At 56.0% G+C, this 19,702-nt stretch carries 17 protein-coding genes; 6 read left to right on the top strand and 11 right to left on the bottom strand.

Annotated elements, in window-relative coordinates:
• Together ACFQUU_RS24765 and ACFQUU_RS24760 are read right to left on the bottom strand one after the other, a co-directional pair.
• The gene (locus tag ACFQUU_RS24765) at positions 1 to 933 is read right to left on the bottom strand and encodes a PP2C family protein-serine/threonine phosphatase (RefSeq protein ID WP_382250792.1); all 933 of its coding nucleotides are present in this window, start codon (positions 931 to 933) and stop codon (positions 1 to 3) included.
• 9 nt (positions 934 to 942) lie between these two features.
• Positions 943 to 1,950 carry a serine/threonine protein kinase gene (locus ACFQUU_RS24760; protein WP_382250791.1) on the bottom strand — a complete coding sequence of 336 codons (1,008 nt, stop codon included), beginning with the start codon at positions 1,948 to 1,950 and terminating at the stop codon, positions 943 to 945.
• Positions 1,951 to 2,035: 85 nt separating this feature from the next.
• Between ACFQUU_RS24760 and ACFQUU_RS24755 the strand changes: the two genes are divergently transcribed.
• From ACFQUU_RS24755 to ACFQUU_RS24740, 4 genes are all read left to right on the top strand, one after another.
• Positions 2,036 to 2,935, top strand: coding sequence for a YicC/YloC family endoribonuclease (locus ACFQUU_RS24755; RefSeq protein WP_382250809.1), 900 nt, complete (start codon positions 2,036 to 2,038; stop codon positions 2,933 to 2,935).
• 74 nt (positions 2,936 to 3,009) lie between these two features.
• On the top strand, positions 3,010 to 3,654 hold the full coding sequence (gmk, locus tag ACFQUU_RS24750; RefSeq protein ID WP_382250790.1) for a guanylate kinase: 645 nt from the start codon (positions 3,010 to 3,012) through the stop codon (positions 3,652 to 3,654).
• 22 nt (positions 3,655 to 3,676) lie between these two features.
• Positions 3,677 to 3,880 carry a DNA-directed RNA polymerase subunit omega gene (gene rpoZ / locus ACFQUU_RS24745; protein ID WP_057290930.1) on the top strand — a complete coding sequence of 68 codons (204 nt, stop codon included), beginning with the start codon at positions 3,677 to 3,679 and terminating at the stop codon, positions 3,878 to 3,880.
• A 109-nt stretch (positions 3,881 to 3,989) separates the two neighbouring features.
• On the top strand, positions 3,990 to 6,272 hold the full coding sequence (locus ACFQUU_RS24740; protein ID WP_382250789.1) for a RelA/SpoT family protein: 2,283 nt from the start codon (positions 3,990 to 3,992) through the stop codon (positions 6,270 to 6,272).
• Between the two features lie 58 nt (positions 6,273 to 6,330).
• On the opposite strand, the gene ACFQUU_RS24735 is transcribed toward ACFQUU_RS24740, so the two are convergent.
• The 5 genes from ACFQUU_RS24735 to cadR all read right to left on the bottom strand — a co-directional run bounded on the left by ACFQUU_RS24735 (position 6,331) and on the right by cadR (position 11,233).
• Complete coding sequence (locus tag ACFQUU_RS24735; RefSeq protein WP_382250788.1) at positions 6,331 to 7,674, bottom strand: DUF3422 family protein; 1,344 nt, start codon at positions 7,672 to 7,674, stop codon at positions 6,331 to 6,333.
• Positions 7,675 to 7,845: 171 nt separating this feature from the next.
• Entirely contained in the window at positions 7,846 to 8,403 is a 558-nt protein-coding gene (gene greB, locus ACFQUU_RS24730) for a transcription elongation factor GreB (RefSeq protein WP_382250787.1), read from the bottom strand.
• A 27-nt stretch (positions 8,404 to 8,430) separates the two neighbouring features.
• Positions 8,431 to 9,729, bottom strand: coding sequence for an EAL and HDOD domain-containing protein (locus ACFQUU_RS24725; protein ID WP_382250786.1), 1,299 nt, complete (start codon positions 9,727 to 9,729; stop codon positions 8,431 to 8,433).
• Between the two features lie 71 nt (positions 9,730 to 9,800).
• On the bottom strand, positions 9,801 to 10,739 hold the full coding sequence (locus tag ACFQUU_RS24720) for a 23S rRNA (adenine(2030)-N(6))-methyltransferase RlmJ (protein WP_382250785.1): 939 nt from the start codon (positions 10,737 to 10,739) through the stop codon (positions 9,801 to 9,803).
• Between the two features lie 56 nt (positions 10,740 to 10,795).
• The gene (cadR, locus tag ACFQUU_RS24715; RefSeq protein ID WP_382250808.1) at positions 10,796 to 11,233 is read right to left on the bottom strand and encodes a Cd(II)/Pb(II)-responsive transcriptional regulator; all 438 of its coding nucleotides are present in this window, start codon (positions 11,231 to 11,233) and stop codon (positions 10,796 to 10,798) included.
• A gap of 79 nt (positions 11,234 to 11,312) precedes the next feature.
• Between cadR and ACFQUU_RS24710 the strand changes: the two genes are divergently transcribed.
• Positions 11,313 to 11,969 carry a cation transporter gene (locus ACFQUU_RS24710; protein ID WP_382250784.1) on the top strand — a complete coding sequence of 219 codons (657 nt, stop codon included), beginning with the start codon at positions 11,313 to 11,315 and terminating at the stop codon, positions 11,967 to 11,969.
• Positions 11,970 to 12,122: 153 nt separating this feature from the next.
• On the opposite strand, the gene aceA is transcribed toward ACFQUU_RS24710, so the two are convergent.
• The 3 genes from aceA to ACFQUU_RS24695 form a co-directional block, all read right to left on the bottom strand.
• Positions 12,123 to 13,433 (bottom strand): isocitrate lyase, encoded by a 1,311-nt coding sequence (aceA, locus tag ACFQUU_RS24705; RefSeq protein WP_382250783.1) that lies wholly within the window; start codon positions 13,431 to 13,433, stop codon positions 12,123 to 12,125.
• Between the two features lie 569 nt (positions 13,434 to 14,002).
• On the bottom strand, positions 14,003 to 14,497 hold the full coding sequence (gene rraA, locus ACFQUU_RS24700; RefSeq protein WP_382250782.1) for a ribonuclease E activity regulator RraA: 495 nt from the start codon (positions 14,495 to 14,497) through the stop codon (positions 14,003 to 14,005).
• A 123-nt stretch (positions 14,498 to 14,620) separates the two neighbouring features.
• Complete coding sequence (locus tag ACFQUU_RS24695; RefSeq protein ID WP_382250781.1) at positions 14,621 to 15,871, bottom strand: MFS transporter; 1,251 nt, start codon at positions 15,869 to 15,871, stop codon at positions 14,621 to 14,623.
• 220 nt (positions 15,872 to 16,091) lie between these two features.
• On the opposite strand from ACFQUU_RS24695, the gene ACFQUU_RS24690 reads away from it, so the two are divergent.
• Positions 16,092 to 16,838 carry an AraC family transcriptional regulator gene (locus tag ACFQUU_RS24690; RefSeq protein ID WP_382250780.1) on the top strand — a complete coding sequence of 249 codons (747 nt, stop codon included), beginning with the start codon at positions 16,092 to 16,094 and terminating at the stop codon, positions 16,836 to 16,838.
• Positions 16,839 to 17,066: 228 nt separating this feature from the next.
• On the opposite strand, the gene clpB is transcribed toward ACFQUU_RS24690, so the two are convergent.
• Entirely contained in the window at positions 17,067 to 19,664 is a 2,598-nt protein-coding gene (gene clpB / locus ACFQUU_RS24685; RefSeq protein ID WP_382250779.1) for an ATP-dependent chaperone ClpB, read from the bottom strand.
• Between the last annotated feature and the right edge of the window lie 38 nt (positions 19,665 to 19,702).

The raw sequence follows: 19,702 nt of genomic DNA, 5'->3' as shown, positions 1-19,702 counted from the left end.
TTAACTTTTGGAAGTGACGCGTGACGATTTTTCAATCGCGCCACGGATTTCTTCAATTGCCTTCTCGATTTCGGAATCATCGAAGATATCGGCGTTCTCGAGATCGGCATGGCGCGGGGCCTGGATGGTCGTGGTGACGCTACCGATAGGCAGGGTATGTGTCGCAATCGTGTTTGGCGAATCCTGCAGTACGCTGGCTCCCTCCCACATCATCGCCAATGCCGTGACATTGTCGCTGGTTTTGCCTGCGATACCGACAGCCGTCGCCAGCAGATCGGGTACGGCACGTACGATGGTATTCTGGTGCAGGCTTTGTGCAAGCACATGGTCCGGCAACACCGACCACAGCCCGTCCGAGCAAAGCAGAATCACATCGCCCGCCTGCAAGCCGGCACGGCGCGACAGTTCCACGATCGGCATGTTCGGCGCACCGAGGCAGTTAAAGAGCTTGTTGCGTTCGGGATGCGTGTCACGCTCTGAGGGATCGACCTTTCCCTGCGCGATCAGCGTCTCGATACGCGAGTGATCCCGGGTGCGCGACAGGATCTGTCCCTGGCGCATCCAGTACAGACGCGAGTCGCCACAGTGCGCCCAATAGGCGCTATTGTGCTGGATCAGGCAGGCAACGATGGTCGTCCGGGGCGTCTCCGGCAAGTTATTGATCGCACGGTAGCGATGAATTTCACGGTGTGCCGCAAAAAAGCTCTCTTCGAGGAATTTTTCCGGCTTCTTGACGTAAGGCTTCGCGTTTTGCTGGAACAGGGAGCCGATCGTCTGCAGGGAGATGGTCGCCGCCATTTCACCCTGTATATGTCCACCCATGCCATCGGCCAGCAACAGCAGCAACGCATCGCGCGTGAAGCTGTAACCCATGCGGTCCTGGTTGTTACGCCGGCCACCGATATGGCTTTCCTGATAAACGGAGAATCGCATGATGGCCGCCTATTGCGTAGTGTTGTGGATGGTCGTATTGCTGGCCCGGTTGGACTTGCCGAAGCCGCTAAAGAAGCCACGCAATCTGGTCGACATCTTTTCCATGAAGTCAGCTTCCTTGGGTTCCGGGATCGGTTCGCGCAAGGCTTTCTGCAGCGCGAACACGCTTTGCGGTCGCTCCAGCGGGTCGATACGCAGGCTCCAGCGGATTACCTGGATCAGCTCCCGGGAGTAGATGCTTTCCAGCTTGCGAAAATGGTCTTCCATCTTGTCGTTGACCTTGCGCTGGTCAGCTGGCTGCGGGGGCGCACCGACCATGCAGGCAAACATGGAAGCACCAATGCTGTAGATGTCGGTCCACGGTCCGAGAGTGCCGTTCTTGGCATACAGCTCGGGCGGCGCAAAACCGGGGGTGTACATCGGATACAGCTTCGGCAAGTCGGACTTGAGAGTTTGCCGCGCGGCGCCGAAGTCGAGCAGGATGGGCGTACCGTCCATGCGTAAATAAATATTGGCGGGCTTAAGGTCGAGGTGCAGCAGTTTGTTCGCGTGCACCTCACGCAAGCCGTTCATCACCTGGTTGAACATCTTACGGATGAAGCGTTCAGACACGAGCGGCCGTTCCCCCTTCTCGCGCCGACGCAGGATATGGTCCTGCAGCGACCGTCCTGACTCATAAGCCATCACCATGTACACCGTATCGTTCGCGCGAAAAAAATTCACGACGCTGACGACATTGGGATGGGCAATGCGGGCCAGCGCTCGACCCTCCTCGAAGAAACACTTGAGCCCGATACGGAACACTGGCAGGTTGTCCGCGGAAATTGCTGGCACCAGTTCACCGGGCTGGCGCAGCGCCAGAGAGCTCGGCAGGTATTCCTTGATGGCGACAGCATTGCCGTCTTCGTCGTAGGCCAGGTAAACGATACTGAACCCGCCGGACGCAATCTTCTTTACAATGCGATATCCAGCGATTTCAAGCCCATCTGGCAACGGAGCGTTGTTTTGCGAAGCCATGTCGTCCTTACAGAATGTACTTGGGATTGTCTTGATAAATCACTGTTTTGTAAAGCATAAGGGTTCAACCTTGACTATTTCGAGCATGACCGGATACGCGGTCGCCACACGCGAAAGCAGCGCCGGCACGTTGACCGTCGAACTGAAAAGCGTCAATTCGCGTTTTCTTGACCTGCAATTTCGCATCAATGACGATCTGCGCGCGGTTGAGCCCGCGTTGCGTGAAGCCATCATGGGACGCATCACGCGTGGCAAAGTCGAATGCCGGGTGAGCTTCGGACGCAAAACCACCGCTGGCGCCTCGCAGGCGCTCAATGCAAGCGTGCTCGACTCATTGGCGAAAATGCAACAGCAGGTGTGCGCACAGTTTGCCGAGGCTGCTCCACTGTCGGTCAGCGAAATTCTGCGCTGGCCCGGTGTTATCGAAGACGCGGAAATCGCACAGGATGCATTGCAGGCCGATGTGCAGGCAACGGTATCCGAAGCCCTCGACGCCTTTGTCGACAGTCGCGCAAGAGAAGGCGCGGCGCTGCAAACCATGCTGCTGTCGCGTGTCGATGACCTGGAAGCGATCGTCGTCCGTCTGACACCGATGATTCCGCAGGCTATTGCACAATTCCAGCAAAAAGCCACTGACCGGATGAAGGAAGCGCTGGGCATCGCGAGCCAGAACGGGTCGGCAACGCCAGCCACCCTGTCGCGCGAGGAAGCACTGGAGCGCATCCGTCAGGAAGTCACGCTTTACGGTATTCGAATCGATGTGGCCGAAGAGTTGTCGCGCTTGTCCACTCACCTGACCGAGACCCGCCACATCCTCAAAAAAGGCGGTCAGGTCGGCAAGCGCCTGGATTTCATGATGCAGGAACTCAATCGTGAAGCCAATACCGTTGGTTCGAAAGCGGCGCTCAAGGAGTTGTCGGATGGATCGATGGCCATGAAACTGCTTATTGAACAAATGCGTGAGCAAGTCCAGAATCTTGAATAAACGGCAATATCAGGCTGATATTGAGCAATATTTCAGTACCATTGCCGCGTTTTGCATCCTTTACCGAGAATTTCATGATTGAACCAAAATCATCCTCCGGCAGCGTTTTCATGGTGGTTGCCCCGTCCGGCGCGGGCAAATCCACCCTGGTCAATGCCTTGCTGGCACAGGAGCCGGCGCTCAAACTGTCGATTTCCTTTACTACACGCCAACCGCGCCCAGCCGAGCAGAATGGTCGCGAATATTACTTCACCAGTGTTGAAGATTTCCTGAAAAGACGCGAAGCCGGGGAATTTTTGGAATCCGCCGAAGTCCACGGTAATTACTACGGGACATCAAGATTGCTGATCGAGGACCAGATCAAGGCGGGAACCGACGTCCTGCTGGAAATCGACTGGCAAGGTGCGCAGCAGGTCAAGAAGCAGTTTCCGGAAGCAGTCGGCATCTTTATCCTGCCGCCGTCGATTGCGGCGCTGGAAGAGCGGCTGACCAAGCGGGGACAGGACGATTCGCATGTGATTACGCGACGGATACTGGCGGCGGGCGGCGAAATCGCGCACGCCCCGGAGTTCGAATATGTTATTATTAATCAAGAGTTTGCAACTGCTTTGTCGGAACTGACAGCGATCGTCAAAGCAACCCGTTGCCGGTTTGCGCAACAAGCCGCCCGTAACATTCCCCTGTTCGCCCAACTGGGCATTCACGCCAATCCAATCTGATACCGCGTTTTTAGGAGCAAGCATGGCCCGTATTACTATCGAAGATTGCCTCAAGCAGATCCCCAACCGCTTCCAGCTGACTCTGTCGGCGACCTACCGTGCACGCCAGTTGTTGCAAGGTCATACACCGAAGGTCGACGCCAAGGACAAGCCGACTGTCGTCGCACTTCGCGAAATCGCCGCTGGCAAGGTTGGCATCGAAATGCTGAAAAAAGTCCCGAGCTGAGGTTTTACCTGGCCCCCAATTCGTCGGATACCGCGTGAATCGAGAGATTTTTGCTACAAAGTCCAGGTTTGGGGGTGCACCAACGCGATGCGACTGATATCCTTTACGTATGAACCTGATACCTGCAGATTCAACACTGTCAGTTGCTCCAAATAGCCGAGCGACATCCGATCGTCCGGCCGCAAAGAATTCCGACCCCGCTCTGAAGCACGATCCATCCAACCCCGCGGGACCTCATCCGACCGGCGTCGCCTCAGTCACTCTGCTCAATAACAAGCTGACCGAATATCTCACGCCTTCCGAAATGAGGAAGGTGAAGGAAGCCTATCGCTTTTCCGATGAAATGCATCTTGGCCAGATCCGGAAATCGGGTGAGCCTTACATTTCCCATCCGATTGCGGTTGCCGAGATTTGCGCCGACTGGAAGCTCGACGCACAGGCAATTATGGCCGCGCTGCTGCACGACGTGATGGAAGACCAGGACGTCAAGAAAGAGGAGTTGATCGAGCGCTTCGGCGCACCGGTGGCCACGCTGGTAGACGGACTGTCCAAACTCGACAAGATCGAATTCCAAAGCCAAATCGAGGCCCAGGCCGAAAATTTCCGCAAGATGTTGCTGGCCATGGCCCGCGATGTCCGTGTCATACTCGTCAAGCTGGCCGACCGCTTGCACAATATGCGCACGCTTGGCTTCATGTCGCCGGAAAAGAAACGGCGTATCGCGCGCGAGACGATGGAAGTCTATGTGCCGATCGCCCATCGTCTTGGCCTCAATAATATCTATCGCGAACTCCAGGATCTGGCCTTTTCGCACCTTTATCCGGTTCGTTACAAAACACTATCCAAAGCCGTCAAGGCCGCCCGCGGCAACCGACGCGAAGTTGTCAGCAAGATTCTCGATTCGGTCAAGAATACCCTAGCGGCAACCGGCATTCAGGCGCAGGTCTATGGCCGTGAAAAGACGCTGTATGGCATTTATCGCAAGATGCGAAACAAGCACCTGTCCTTCTCGCAGGTGCTCGACGTCTACGGTTTTCGTATCGTCGTTGACAGCTTTGCCAACTGTTATGTCGCCCTTGGCACGCTGCATGCGCTGTACAAGCCAATGCCGGGCAAGTTCAAAGATTACATTGCCATTCCCAAGCTGAACGGCTACCAGTCTCTGCACACCACGCTGATCGGCCCTTACGGCACACCGGTCGAATTCCAGATTCGCACGACCGAGATGCACCGTGTCGCCGAAGCAGGCGTTGCAGCGCACTGGCTGTACAAGGATGACGACGCCAGCCTGACCGACCTGCAGCAGCGCACTCACGCCTGGTTGCAATCCCTGCTCGACATCCAGAAGCAGACCGGCGATTCGGCGGAATTCCTCGAACACGTCAAGGTCGACCTCTTCCCGGATTCGGTCTATGTATTCACGCCGAAGTCAAAAATTATCGCCCTGCCGCGCGGCGCGACGGTTCTCGACTTTGCCTATACGATCCACACCGATATTGGCGATCAGGCGATTGCCGCACGGGTCAACCACGAACATGCCGCGCTGCGCGCCGAGTTGCGCAATGGCGACATTGTCGAAATTGTCACTGCGCCGGCCTCACGTCCCAGCCCGAACTGGCTGACCTTCGTTCGTACTGGCAAAGCGCGCTCCGCAATTCGCCATCATCTGAGAACCATCAACCTGGCCGAGTCGACAGAGCTTGGCCGCCGCCTTTTGGCCCAGGCGTTGAGTGCCATCGACATCGATCCGCTGTTGCCTGAAGGCCTGGTTGACAAGCTGTTGAATGAATCCAGCGCCAAGTCGCTCGATGAACTGTACGCCGACATTGGTGTGGGTAAACGCATGGCCACGCTGGTGGCCCGCCATATCCGCGGCATGATGGAAAGCGACGTCAATTCTCCGCTGCCTCCGCTGGTCACCGAGAATGGCAATAGCAAACTTGATCCGGTCACCATCTATGGAAACGAAGGCTCCGCTGTGCAACTGGCTCAATGCTGTCTGCCGATTCCGGGCGACGGCATCCTAGGCCAGCTCAAGCGAGATCAGGGCATCACCGTGCACAGCACCGATTGCGAGACTGCCAAGCGACAGCAGACGAAGGAACCGGATCGCTGGATAGAGCTGGCCTGGGGAGCGGAGCTGAGCCGTCGCTTCGACTGCCGTATCAAAATCCTGGTGGACAACGAAAAAGGCGTCCTGGCCCGCGTCGCGGCCGAAATCGGGGAGTCTGATGCCAATATCACCTACGTTGGCATGGACGACGACCGCGACCACCTGATGAAGCAGTTGCGCTTTACGATTCAGGTTGAGGACCGCATTCACCTCGCCCGCCTGATGCGCAACGTCCGGCGCATTCCCGGTGTAGCACGGATTCTTCGCGAACGCGCTTGAGTTACCCTGTCGCAGGACAACTCAAGCAACCCGGGAACTGATCACTGATTCCTTCCGCTCAACCTGTATGTATGCTCTTATGCATACGCCTTAACGCAAGCCACACACCCGCTGCAACAAGCGGCACCAATATGCCGGTTGCCACGTCAGGATTCACTGGCAGCCCGGCAGCCTTGGCCGCCTTGCCGGCATAACTCAGCAGGCCAACCGTGTAGTAAGAAATAGCGACTACAGACAGGCCTTCGACCGCTTGCTGCAAACGAAGCTGTTGAGCGGCCCGCGTATTCATTGACTGCAGTATCTGGCGGTTCTGGCGTTCCTGTACGATACCGACGCGTGTGCGCAGCAGGTCATTGGTATGGGCGATGCGCTCTGCAAGCGCCTCTTGCCGGCGCGCGATTGCCTGGCAGGTATTCATCGCCGGCGTCAGGCGCCGGTCCATGAATTCACCGATTGTAGGAATGCCTTCGATGCGGATCTCCCTTAATTCTTCAATGCGCGCATTAACCAGACTAAAGTAGGCCTGCGACGCGGAAAAACGATAGCTGTTATCGAGCGAAAGCTTCTCGATGCGCGCCGCCAGTCCCGTGATGTGGCTCAGCAGTTCCTGTTCGTTATCCGTATCCGACAGTCGACTGCCGTTACTGCGTTCGGTTTCGACCATGGCGGCCGTCAAACTCGCCAGTTCGCCTTCGATGGCATTGAGGACCGGTGTCGCCTGATGGGCATGCGGCAGCCCGAGAAGCGCCATCATCCGGTATGTTTCAATTTCGAGTAGACGTTGCACAAGCCTGCCGGCCTGCTGTTCATGCAAGCCGACGTCCCGAACCACGAAACGGCTGAAGCCGTCCGCCTGGATCAGGAAATCCGTCCAGATCTCCCCCCCTTGAAGCACGTGGCTACCAACCAGCATGTTCCCTTCAAAGACCTGCCGCAAACTGGCGGCAAAGGCATCGGAAGGTCCACGCGTTTTGTCGAGCACCACATGGGCCGCTACCATCACCTTACCCTGCAAAGCAGCCAGCCATTGTTGTGGCACATGCCTGAGCGGCACCCGCTGAAACACCTCTGCTGGCGATGACGCATCATCGTGGCGCTCGGCGAAGGTATAGGTTGCAAATTCGGTGTGGCACTCCCATTTCACACGGAAGCGGCCAAAGTCATGAAAGAAATACTTCGCCTCCGTAGTCGGGGCGCTGACACCGAAGTGACCGCATAGCGCTGTCAGCATCCCGTGCTGCGTCAAGCCATCGAGAGAACCGGAATTCGTCGAGCCGCGCTCATAGACGGCGATATGCGTCAGGACTTCCGGCGCTTCAAGACGCAGAAACGGCCGGGAGTGAATTTCGGCTGCCAAAGGAACTCGCGCTGCATGGTTCAGGCTTGAAAACAAAATGGTCATCGGTTAGCGAAGTTTTTATTGAGAATTATTGTTACAACGTAAATTTTGTACCGGGAATGTGACGCGGGTTTTATCGGGTTACGGAAATACAGCATCTTTCCGGACAATGCCTGATTGGCATCGCTGACGCGCTCCTGGCTTGTGGCCTGAAACGGAATGGAAAAGTGAATATCAGGGACCGGGTGGCGGGTAACTGACCGACAAGATAGTCAACTCGTCTGCGCCGGCCGGGGTCATCAGTGTGACCGAATCGCCTTCCCTGGCCTTTGTCAGTGCGCGCGCGACGGGAGATATCCAGCTGATCTTGCCGTTAAGAGGGTCCAGTTCGTCGATGCCGACGATGGTCACCGCGTGTTCGACGCCCGCCTGATTTTCGTAGGTAACGGTCGCGCCGAAGAAGATCTGATCGCTGCCATGATGCACAGTAGGATCGACAACCTCGGCCAGGTCCAGACGCTTGGTAAGAAAACGGATACGCCGGTCTATTTCGCGCAAGCGCCGCTTTCCATAGATGTAATCGCCGTTCTCCGAGCGATCGCCATTGGATGCGGCCCAGGAAACGATACGTACGACCTCCGGCCGGTCCACGTCGATCAAGCGAAGCAGTTCTTCCTTCATGCGCCGGTGTCCATCCGGGGTCATGTAGTTCTTGGTACCCGCCGGTATGGCGGGCGTGGCCGCATCGAGGTCTTCCTCGTCGTCCGATTCTTTAACGAATGCCTTGTTCATACGGCCATATTGTAGCCTTGTCGCTGACTAGTTTTCTAATTCCACGCTTGTATTGACGTGTTCGCTCCATTCGAAAGACTGAAGTTGCAGCTGGTACAGGTCGTCAGCCGACAAGTGAAGGGCTTCCAGAAGTCGAGCGGGCACCGGGCCGGTTTCCTGAACCCGTTCGAGGCTTTCTGTCAGCCTCAGCATGTCACCGAGCCGACCGGTACGCGACAGTAAGGCGTCACGGACAGGCCCTGATAACGCGACCTGTTCCACCAGTTTTTCCATCGGCACGGCAAACAGTGCATCCATCAGGGAAAGGACTCCCACCGTATACGCGGCACCGGCAAAAACGCGATCCTCGGGACTCATCTTTGCCGCCATCAATTCCATCAGTTTTCCGCGCGTCGAAGCGAGCGACAACACGAAAGTCGCTCGTGCCGGAGGCTGACCACTTTCCGCACAGAAAAGTATCTGCAACCACCGGTAGAACTGTCTGCGGCCGAAAACCGATAAAGCGTCGGTCAGTGTATTGACAGGCTGCTCCACGCCAGACAGGCGAGCGTTGACCATGCGCATCAGGCTCAATGCGAGAGAGGGATCCTGTCGGATCGATGCTTCAAGGTCTGCATCGTTCATATCGGAGGTGAATTTAGCCAGCAATTGCATGACAGCAATCTGCGACGGACTAAGCTTCTTCCCTGTAAGCACGGTGGGGCGTGCGAAATAGTAGCCCTGAAAATAGTGAAAACCCAGTTCCATGCAAAGTGTAAATTGTTCTTGGGTTTCGACTTTTTCGGCAAGCAAGGTCTTCCCCTTCATCTTGAAGTGACTGGCGAGTTCGGTCAGCCTTTCCGTGCTCATGCCGGTAATCTCGACCTTGATTACTTCAACCAGGGGCAACAGCTTTTGTACCGCATCGGAACAGGCAACGACGTCATCCAGCGCAAAACGGAAACCCGCTTGCGCAAGGTCTGTCACCCGAGCGATCAGGTTTTCAGTTGGTTCTACAGTTTCCAGTATTTCGAGCACTACCTTTTGTTTCGGCAGGAAATTTACCACGTCACTCGCCAGGAGTTCGGCATCGACGTTAATGAAACCGAGGTAGTTGCCGATGACATTAGCCAGACCTAACTGAACGGCGTGCGCGATTACGGACGCCGTCGCCGCGACGTCATCGGTAATATTTGCCGATTCCGTGTCGGCGTCACGAAACAGGAGTTCGTAAGCAACTAGCTGATGGTCGCGATTCAGGATCGGCTGACGACCGAGAAAAAAGTCGCGGATTGGCAGGGATTGAAGGGAAATATCATGGGAAACAGCGCGCGCCACATTTGACATACAGGCCCATCCATTGTCAGATTTTATGGCGACCAAGCAGCCGCCGGTATCGGAACGAGCCTAAGCAAACATCAGGCCTGCGAATTCTTTTCGCCGGTCCTGCGTGTCCCGGTATGTACCGCCGTCGGCATACCGCTTTCCAGCGTAAACGTCGCCCCCTCATCACGGGCCAATGCCTTTACCAGGAAAGGCATCAGTTCGCGCAGCATGGGCTCGAGGGTCCATGGCGGATTGAGTACGAACATGCCGCTACTGTGCAGGCCAAAACCATCCGGCGTAGGCGCGCTGACCGACAAGGTTACATTGAGCCAGCCATTGCTGGGAAGTCGCTTCAGCTTGTCCGGCATCTGCCGTGACTCCATCCTTTGGAGCACTGGATACCAGACTGCATAGGTCCCGGTTGCAAAGCGCACCAGCGCATCGTTCAGCGTATCCTTCACCCGACGGTAGTCGTCCTTGTTTTCGTAGGGTGGGTCGATCAGGACGAGGCCGCGGCGCGATGGCGGCGGTAAGAGGGATTTGAGCCCAAGGAAGCCATCGCTCTTTTGAATCATAACCCGCTTGCCGCGCACTGTAGAGCGCTGTCCCTGCGCTGCGGCATGCGCCTCAAGCTTGCGAAAATTCTCTTCGAGAATCTTGGCATCGCTTGGATGCAACTCGAACAGACGCAAACGATCCTGTTCGCGCGCAATCTGTTCAGCACAGTAAGGCGACCCGGGGTAATAGCGCATTTTGCCGCTGGGATTCATACCCTTGATCAGCTTCACGTACTCGGCAAGTGGCTCTGGCAAATCCTTGCGCTCCCACAGACGGCTGATGCCCGTTTCGTATTCGACATTTTTTGCCGCATATCCGGTATCCAGCGCGTACACCCCTGCCCCTGCATGGGTATCGATGTACATATAGGGGGTATCTTTCTGGCCGAGATAGCGCAGCAATTGGATGAGCACAACGTGCTTAAGCACATCGGCATGATTGCCCGCATGAAAGGCATGGCGGTAACTCAGCATGGGAAAGTCCGGCAGTGAGGATTGGAAAGGGTGCACATTCTATCAGTACCCTGTTGTCAGGCTTCAGAATCTTCGTGATGACAAATGCAGTCGCTGCTTGCGGCGGCGCTTTGCAGGTTCTGCAGAATCCCGCATTGCCGTGCGCTCATGTGGGTATGGCAGGCGTTGCGCAAGGTTTGGAGCTGCTTTTGCAAGCGTTCCAGTGAAGCAATCTGCAGTGCCGTTTGCTGAATATGCCGGTCAAGCAATGCGTCAATTTCATCACAAGCCTGTTCCGGTTTAGCTTGAAAATGCTGCAAGGCACGTACATCGTCCAGCGACATGCCCAGTGAACGGCAATGTCGGATAAACAATAAACGTTCGGCGTCCTGTTCACTGTATTGGCGGTAATTGCTTCCACTGCGCGGTGGCGTAGGTAGTAATCCTTCCCTTTCGTAATACCGAATCGTTTCCACTTCGCAATCTGAACGTTTCGCCAATTCACCGATTTTCATGCTTTTCTCCAGATCAGGCCTTGACCCTATAGTAGCTACAGGGTCTTTAATAGGCAAATCTAGTTAAAGGAGTTAACCCATGTCAGACCATTGCTGTGCGCATGCGTGCGAACCTACCGCTGCGGCCAATCCGCAATATCGCCGATCGCTATGGATAGCGCTTATCGTGAATGCGGGCATGTTCGTCGTCGAGCTTGTTGGCGGAGCTCGTTCCGGCTCAACCTCGCTGCTCGCCGATGCAGTGGACTTCTTCGGCGATGCCGCAAACTATGGCATCTCCCTGCTGGTCCTAGGTATGGCGATGCACTGGCGCTCCCGAGCTGCCCTATTTAAAGCGTCATGCATGGGCGCATTCGGTGTATTCGTGCTCGGCAAGACCGCTTGGAGCATATCAACCGGTACAGTGCCTGAACCGGCGACCATGGGCATCATCGGCGCCATGGCGCTTCTTGCGAATCTCTCGGTAGCGGGGTTGCTGTATGCGTATCGTTCAGGCGATGCCAATATGCGCTCCGTCTGGCTCTGCACGCGCAACGACGCAATTGGCAATCTGGCGGTGATGCTTGCGGCGGCAGGTGTGTTTGGCACGCAAAGCGGCTGGCCTGATTGGATTGTTGCGGCCTTGATGGGCGCGCTGGCATTGAGTGCCGCGATTTCCGTACTGCGTCACGCACGCGACGAGCTGGGCGGCAAAGCCGCTAAAGTGCACCAGCATCATCATGGTCATTCACACTGATACGGCTGTTGGAGTCGTGTGCATCGATTGCAATCGCAATTGAAAGCATATAAGACAAAAAGCCACACCCTAAGGTGTGGCTTTTTTATGTGCCTGCAAACGTGATGCTGAGGCTTCAGCGTTCACAGATTACCGAGCGAAGCCTCAGTCCGATCAGTGGAACTGCTCTTCTTCGGTCGAACCGGTGAGTGCCTTGACGGAAGACGAACCGCCCTGGATCACAGTGGTCACTTCATCGAAGTAACCGGCGCCGACTTCCTGCTGGTGCGACACGAAGGTGTAGCCCTTTTCACGCGCTGCGAATTCCGGCTCCTGCACCATGTTGACGTAGTGCTTCATGCCTTCGCCGCGAGCGTATGCGTGTGCGAACTGGAAGGTGTTGAACCAGTTGATATGGATGCCAGCCAGTGTGATGAACTGGTACTTGTAGCCCAGTGCCGACAGCTTGTCCTGGAATTCGGCGATCGACTTGTCGTCGAGGTTCTTCTTCCAGTTGAAGGATGGCGAGCAGTTGTACGACAACAGTTTGCCCGGGCACTTGGCATGCACAGCCTGAGCGAATTCACGTGCAAAGCCCAGGTCCGGCGTACCGGTTTCGCACCATACGAGGTCAGCGAAAGGAGCGTAAGCAACACCGCGGCTGATCGCCTGCTCGAGACCGTTCTTGACACGGTAGAAGCCTTCGTTTGTGCGCTCGCCAGTCAGGAAAGGCTTGTCGTTCGCATCGTGATCCGAAGTGATCAGGTTGGCAGCTTCTGCATCGGTACGTGCCAGAACGATGGTCGGCACACCCATCACGTCGGCAGCGAAACGTGCCGCGGTCAGCTTCTCGACGGCTTCTTGCGTTGGCACCAGAACCTTGCCGCCCATGTGGCCGCACTTCTTCACAGCTGCCAGCTGGTCTTCGAAGTGAACGCCTGCAGCGCCTGCGGAGATCATGTTCTTCATCAGTTCGAAGGCGTTCAGCACGCCGCCGAAGCCGGCTTCAGCGTCAGCAACGATAGGCAGGAAGAAGTCGACGAAGTTTTCATCGCCCGGATTGATACCGCGGGACCACTGGATCTCGTCAGCGCGTTTGAATGTGTTGTTGATGCGGCGAACCATGGTTGGGACCGAGTCGTATGCGTACAGCGACTGGTCGGGGTACATGGTTTCGGAGGTGTTACCGTCAGCAGCAACCTGCCAGCCGGACAGATACACGGCTTCGAGGCCGGCCTTTGCCTGCTGCATTGCCTGGCCTGCAGTGATCGCGCCGAACGCATTCACATAGCCCTTCTTTGCACCGCCGTTGATTTTCGCCCACAGCTTTTCAGCACCGGCTTTTGCCAGGGTATGCTCAATGTGCTGCGAACCACGGAGGCGGACGACGTCTTCAGCGGTGTAGTTACGCGTGACGCCTTTCCAGCGCGGGTTTTCAGCCCAGTCTTTTTCCAATGCTTGAATTTGCTGTTCGCGAGTTGCCATGGTTGTTCTCCTGAGGTGGTGCGGGGTAAATAAAAAAGAAAACTCGATGGGTGAATAATAGGCTCTTTTTTGCGAGGCAACAAGGTCTTATATAAGACATATAACTAAATATTTTTAGATATAAATCAAATACTTGTAGTTTTGATTTCGCGATATGAAACAATTTTTCTCAAAATGAAAAGATGGAATGATGCTGCGCGGCGTACCTTTTCACAATACAAAACGCAGATTTCGAATCATGAAAAGCTCGGACAATGGCATGCATTTCGCCTCTTCCGGCACTAGGACCCAAGTTCCTCCAACTCCACAACAACTTCTGTCAGTTATTCAAGACCATCAACTATAGAATTATCTTTGCGTTACGCATGAGGAAATGGTGGATGACCATGCAGATGTCCATGATGCACATCGTCAGCATGAGGATGACTTCCCTAGGATGCAAGGAGCCGCGTACCCATACCGCTTAGGCCGCTCCTTGACGCATACACATCCGTATTTTCTCGATATACATCACCGGCACTCACATTGAGGGCGGTGGTCGAGTCTCAAATCATGTTTTGGTCCGCGTCTCAATCAAGCTTTTGCCTTGCAACCAGTACGCCATCTGCATCGGCATAAATCCAGTCTCCCGGTTCGATCGCGACGCCGGCAATCATAACGCGAAGGTCACGGTCGCCGACGCCCTTACGGACGCTGCGCTGAGGATGGGTCGCCAGTGCGCGTACGCCGATATCGCAGGCATTGATTTCCTCTGAATCGCGGATGCAACCGTTGACGATGATGCCGGCCCAGCCATTTTTCTCGGCGAGTACACCCAGGTTTCCACCAACCAGTGCGCAACGCAAGCTGCCACCGCCATCGACCACGAGCACATTCCCGTTGCCCGGCATTTCAAGCGTTGAACGAACCAGTACGTTGTCTTCAAATACTTTCAGCGTGGTTGCCTGTCCCGAAAATGTCAGTTGCATGCCGAATTTCTGGAACACGGGCGGCAATACCGTCAGCGTGCCGTTGGCCAGTTTGTCCTCGTTGGCATCGCAGATATCACATGTTGCAAAAGTCATCGTCTCTCCTTCGGTTAGTAGTAAATCGAGCACCCGGATTGTAAGCGAGGATCGCAAACAAAAAGGCCGGCACTTGGGCCGACCTTTGCAAACATCAAATGCAGCACATTTACGTTCGTATTTTCAGACGGTGCTCGCCTGAGCGGCCGCCCTCTTGCTTTCCGTGTTATTCCCGACCCTGAACGCAGTCAGCAATGCGAGCCATTGGAACAAACCGATCCCAACGAATACCCATGCAGGATGTGAACCGTCCATCACGGCACCGAACATCAGCGGTGCGAGCGCAAGCCCGATATCGATACCTGAATAGACGACACCGTACACACGGCCCGTCGCATTCTTTGGTGCGGCAGCACGAATCAGCAGGTCGCGCGATGGACCTGCGATGCCCGCCCCCAATCCTACTCCGCCCATCAGCAACACCGCCATGAGCGGCGGTATTGCGCCGCTGGCAATGGTCATTGCAAAGATCCCGGAAGCTGTAAAGCCCATCGCGATGGTGCGCTCATGACGGGTGGTCTTCGCCGCGAGAAAGCCACCCCATAGCATGCCGGCAGCGGAGGCCAGCATGTACGCAGTGAAGCCGACAGTTGCAGTGGCCAGCGACATGCCATACAGTTCGTGCAAACCCGTGGAAGAAAAACTCTGCACACCACCAATCGCCATCGCGGTAATGAAGAAAAAGAGAAAGCACATCCACACCGCAGGTAAGCGCATAAAATCAAGCGCATGGCCTGTTTTGATAGCCTCAGTGTTATGCGTGGTTGTTATCGCATCACCGTCATCATCAGTGTCGAGAATCTTGCGATACACAAGGAGCAAGGCGAGCATGGCCAGCGGAATGCAAGCCGCTGCAGCAAGAGCGAAGCGCCATCCGAACCCCGCCGCCAGTGGCGCCAGGAACACCGGCGCCGCTGCCCATCCCAGGTTGCCGCTAATGCCATGCACCGAGAACGCATGTCCAAGGCGTGCCGGGGAGACGCGTTTGTTCAACAAGGTGAAACATGCCGGATGAAACACGCTGTTGCCAAGACCTGCCAGCATGGAGCCAAGCAACAGAAAGACGTAGTTGGGGGCGACTGCCAACACCAGCGCTGAGACTCCGAGACAGGCGAGACCGAAAAACAAGACATTGCGAGCCCCGATCCGATCCACCACAAAGCCTGACGCCGCCTGCCCTACTCCGGATACGATAAAGAACACCGTCATCAAAAACCCGAGTTCGGCATATGACAGGCCGAACGCCTCCTTCAACCAAGGGAATAAGGGCGCAAGGATCAGGTGAAAGAAATGTGACACACCATGCGCAAGCCCTTCCAGACTGATAACTTGCGCATCCTGGCGCAAGGTGGGTGTGGCGGTGGAAGCATTCATATGGTTTTCTCAAATTGAAATCGGATATCGGAATCGCGGCGCTGCCGGATCGAAATTGGTGTTGCTACTCAACACTCCTGAAAATAGTTTATGCAGGATTGCATCGTCTGTTTTAAGATAAATGGACAAGATTTGTCGCAGTTCCGACAGTTTATAGTTTGCTTCTCTTATCCTCATGGGTATCCAGGCGATCAAGCATACAAGGCTGCATCTATCCGGCGTGTCACCGACAGCCAGCCGACCGGTGCGCATGGTCGCACGCGATCTCAATGCATCGGAACTGTTGGCGGCGCATTCCCATGCCTGGGGACAACTTACCTATGCGCTCGACGGGGTCGTACGGGTGACGGTCCCCAATAGCACCTGGATCGTGCCGCCGCAACGAGCGATCTGGATACCACCGAAACTGGTGCATGAGGTCGCAACGCTGGAGAAGGCTCGCCTACGGGCCTTGTATGTATTTGCGGACGCCGCGCCATTCCGTAGTGAGGAATGCGAGGTCCTTGAAGTCTCCACATTGCTGCGCGAACTGGTCGTGGCTCTTGCGCAGGCCGATGCCGAAAGCCCGCGCGAAGCGATGTTATCGGCATTGATGCTGGACGAAATGCCGCGCCTGGCAACGCAACCGATACGGGTCGCACTCCCGGAAGATAAACGACTGAAAGCCCTGTGTGAAGCACTCATAGCGGAACCAGCATCGCCATTGTCCCTGGAGGACTGGGCCGGAAAAGTGGGTGCATCGAGCCGTACGCTGGCACGTTTATTTGAACGCGAACTTGGCATGGGTTTCACCCAGTGGCGCCAGCAAGTCAGGCTCGCCCATGCAGCGCCCTTAATCGCACGTGGCATGCCGCTGTCTCAGGTCGCTGACGAACTTGGCTACGCAAGTCAGTCGGCATTCTCGGCAATGTTCAGGAAGACTTTCGGACAGTCGCCAAGCGTGTTTTTTGCCCGCAATGGCGTGTAGCATGGCAGTGACGACGCCTTGAAGCGTCAACTGAACAAAATAAGAGCACCTATCAAAATGACGATGGCAAGGCGCGCCGACGAAGACAGTACAGGCGTAAGCTAGGAGGCCTCGGCAGCCCCAAACAACGCGGCAAGCGGCATTTTGATAGGTGCGCAAAAAAGCCCGGCAACAGAATACCTGCTACCGGGCTTTTGCTTCCACTAGCCGTGAAGCCAGTTAATTTCCCTATACAGCGACCGCTTCTTCCTTTTTCTCGAAAGCGAGTTCGCTGCCTTTTACCGAGACGGTGACCGTATCCTTCGGGCCGAAGCGTCCCTGGAGGATCAGCTTCGATAAAGGATTCTCGATTTCCTGCTGGATCGCGCGCTTCAACGGGCGAGCGCCATACACGGGATCGAAACCCGCCTCGGCAATCTTTTGTAGTGCCGCGTCGGAGATCTCCATATGGATATCCATCTTCGCCAGACGCTGCTCCAGCACCTTGAGCTGGATGCGTGCGATCGAGCCGATGTTCTTCGCATCGAGTGCATGAAACACGACCAGTTCATCGATACGATTCACAAACTCCGGACGGAAATGATTCTTCACTTCCGCCATCACCGCCAGCTTCACCACGGCCGGATCGCTGTCCTCCATCGCCTGGATTTTGTGCGAGCCCAGGTTCGATGTCATCACGATGACCGTGTTCTTGAAGTCAACCGTACGGCCTTGGCCATCCGTCATGCGCCCATCGTCGAGCACTTGCAGCAGGACGTTGAACACATCCGAATGCGCCTTCTCGATTTCGTCGAGCAGGATCACGCTATAAGGCTTGCGACGTACGGCTTCAGTCAGATAACCGCCTTCTTCATAGCCGACATAACCCGGGGGTGCACCGATCAGTCGCGCCACCGAATGCTTCTCCATGAACTCACTCATGTCGATGCGTATCATGGCATCTTCAGTATCGAAGAGGAACGCAGCCAGCGCCTTGCACAGTTCGGTTTTGCCGACCCCTGTCGGGCCAAGGAACATGAACGAACCATACGGGCGGTCAGGATCCGACAGGCCGGCGCGCGAACGGCGGATCGCATCGGACACAGCCACAATGGCTTCATGCTGGCCGACCACGCGCTTATGCAGCTCATCTTCCATATGCAGCAGCTTGTCGCGCTCGCCCTGCATCATCTTCGAGACCGGGATACCGGTTGCCCGCGAGACGACTTCGGCGATTTCTTCCGCACCGACCTGGGTGCGCAGCAACTTGCGCTCGGTCTTTTCCTGCTCCCCGGTGTCAGCTTGTTTAAGCTGGGCTTCCAGTTGCGGGAGCTTGCCGTACTGCAGCTCGGACATCTTCTGCCAGTCGCCCTTGCGCTTGGCTTCTTCCATCTGCAGGCGAACCTTTTCGATTTCTTCCTTGATCTGCTGGCTACCCTGGACGGCGGATTTTTCAGCCTTCCAGATTTCATCGAGGTCAGCGTATTCACGCTCCAGCTTCTGGATCTCTTCCTCGATCAGGCCGAGACGCTTCTGCGAAGCTTCATCCATTTCCTTGCGTACGGCTTCACGCTCGATCTTCAGCTGGATCAAGCGACGGTCGAGCTTGTCCATGACTTCCGGCTTGGAGTCGATTTCGATCTTAATCTTCGAAGCAGCTTCGTCGATCAGGTCGATTGCCTTGTCAGGCAGGAAGCGATCGGTGATATAGCGATGCGACAGCTCAGCCGCAGCCACGATGGCCGGGTCGGTGATGTCGACGCCATGATGCACTTCATACTTTTCCTGCAGACCGCGCAGGATCGCAATGGTCGCTTCGACGCTCGGTTCGTCGACCATGATTTTCTGGAAACGGCGTTCGAGCGCCGCATCCTTTTCGATGTACTTGCGGTACTCGTCCAGGGTTGTGGCACCGACGCAATGCAGTTCACCGCGCGCCAGCGCAGGCTTGAGCATGTTGCCGGCATCCATCGCACCTTCGGCCTTGCCCGCGCCGACCATGGTGTGGATCTCGTCGATGAAGACGATGGTCTGGCCTTCATCCTGGGCGATTTCCTTCAGAACGGCTTTCAGCCTTTCCTCGAATTCACCACGGTATTTAGCACCGGCCAGCAGTGCTGCCATATCGAGCGACAACACACGTTTGGACTTCAGGCTGTCAGGCACTTCGCCATTGACGATACGCTGCGCAAGACCTTCGACGATGGCGGTCTTACCGACACCGGGCTCACCGATCAGCACGGGATTGTTCTTCGTACGGCGTTGCAGGACCTGAATCGCGCGACGGATCTCATCGTCACGTCCGATCACCGGGTCGAGCCTGCCCGCACGTGCACGTTCGGTCAGGTCTAGAGTATATTTTTTCAGCGCTTCACGCTGGCCTTCGGCATCGGCGGAATTCACGTTACCGCCGCCGCGCACAGCAGTGATGGCGGCTTCGAGCGACTTGCGGGTCAGTCCGCTTTCGCGCGCCAGCCTTCCGGCATCGGATTTGTCTTCCGTAAGCGCCAGCAGAACCATTTCGCTGGCAATGAACTGGTCGCCACGCTTTTGCGCTTCCTTGTCAGCGAGGTTCAGCAATGCAACGGATTCGCGGCCGATCTGCACTTCGCCGCCGTGGCCGGAAACCTTTGGCAGGCGTTCCAACGCAGTCTTGAGGGACGTGGACAAGCCGCTGACGTTCACCCCGGAGCGCTGCAGCAGGGAGCGTGCGCCACCATCGTCCTGGTTGATCAGGGCATTCAGGATATGCACCGGCTCAATGTATTGGTTATCATTCCCGACCGCCTGGCTTTGGGCATCGGAAAGAGCCTCCTGCAATTTTGTTGTCAGTTTATCGAGACGCATAAGAATGTTCTCCAGAAAAAATCAATCTGCTAACAACA

Source organism: Herbaspirillum sp. GCM10030257 (assembly GCF_042666555.1).
Classification (GTDB): Bacteria; Pseudomonadota; Gammaproteobacteria; order Burkholderiales; family Burkholderiaceae_D; genus Noviherbaspirillum.
The sequence above is the reverse complement of the archived record's forward strand: the minus strand, read 5'-3'. Positions and strand labels throughout refer to the sequence as shown.

Excerpts from the sequence above, each read along its gene's own strand:
- ACFQUU_RS24765 (WP_382250792.1), bottom strand. The coding sequence starts at position 933 with ATGCGATTCTCCGTTTATCAGGAAAGCCATATCGGTGGCCGGCGTAAC.
- ACFQUU_RS24760 (WP_382250791.1), bottom strand. The coding sequence starts at position 1,950 with ATGGCTTCGCAAAACAACGCTCCGTTGCCAGATGGGCTTGAAATCGCT.
- ACFQUU_RS24755 (WP_382250809.1), top strand. The coding sequence starts at position 2,036 with ATGACCGGATACGCGGTCGCCACACGCGAAAGCAGCGCCGGCACGTTG.
- gmk (WP_382250790.1), top strand. The coding sequence starts at position 3,010 with ATGATTGAACCAAAATCATCCTCCGGCAGCGTTTTCATGGTGGTTGCC.
- rpoZ (WP_057290930.1), top strand. The coding sequence starts at position 3,677 with ATGGCCCGTATTACTATCGAAGATTGCCTCAAGCAGATCCCCAACCGC.
- ACFQUU_RS24740 (WP_382250789.1), top strand. The coding sequence starts at position 3,990 with ATGAACCTGATACCTGCAGATTCAACACTGTCAGTTGCTCCAAATAGC.
- ACFQUU_RS24735 (WP_382250788.1), bottom strand. The coding sequence starts at position 7,674 with ATGACCATTTTGTTTTCAAGCCTGAACCATGCAGCGCGAGTTCCTTTG.
- greB (WP_382250787.1), bottom strand. The coding sequence starts at position 8,403 with ATGAACAAGGCATTCGTTAAAGAATCGGACGACGAGGAAGACCTCGAT.
- ACFQUU_RS24725 (WP_382250786.1), bottom strand. The coding sequence starts at position 9,729 with ATGTCAAATGTGGCGCGCGCTGTTTCCCATGATATTTCCCTTCAATCC.
- ACFQUU_RS24720 (WP_382250785.1), bottom strand. The coding sequence starts at position 10,739 with ATGCTGAGTTACCGCCATGCCTTTCATGCGGGCAATCATGCCGATGTG.
- cadR (WP_382250808.1), bottom strand. The coding sequence starts at position 11,233 with ATGAAAATCGGTGAATTGGCGAAACGTTCAGATTGCGAAGTGGAAACG.
- ACFQUU_RS24710 (WP_382250784.1), top strand. The coding sequence starts at position 11,313 with ATGTCAGACCATTGCTGTGCGCATGCGTGCGAACCTACCGCTGCGGCC.
- aceA (WP_382250783.1), bottom strand. The coding sequence starts at position 13,433 with ATGGCAACTCGCGAACAGCAAATTCAAGCATTGGAAAAAGACTGGGCT.
- rraA (WP_382250782.1), bottom strand. The coding sequence starts at position 14,497 with ATGACTTTTGCAACATGTGATATCTGCGATGCCAACGAGGACAAACTG.
- ACFQUU_RS24695 (WP_382250781.1), bottom strand. The coding sequence starts at position 15,871 with ATGAATGCTTCCACCGCCACACCCACCTTGCGCCAGGATGCGCAAGTT.
- clpB (WP_382250779.1), bottom strand. The coding sequence starts at position 19,664 with ATGCGTCTCGATAAACTGACAACAAAATTGCAGGAGGCTCTTTCCGAT.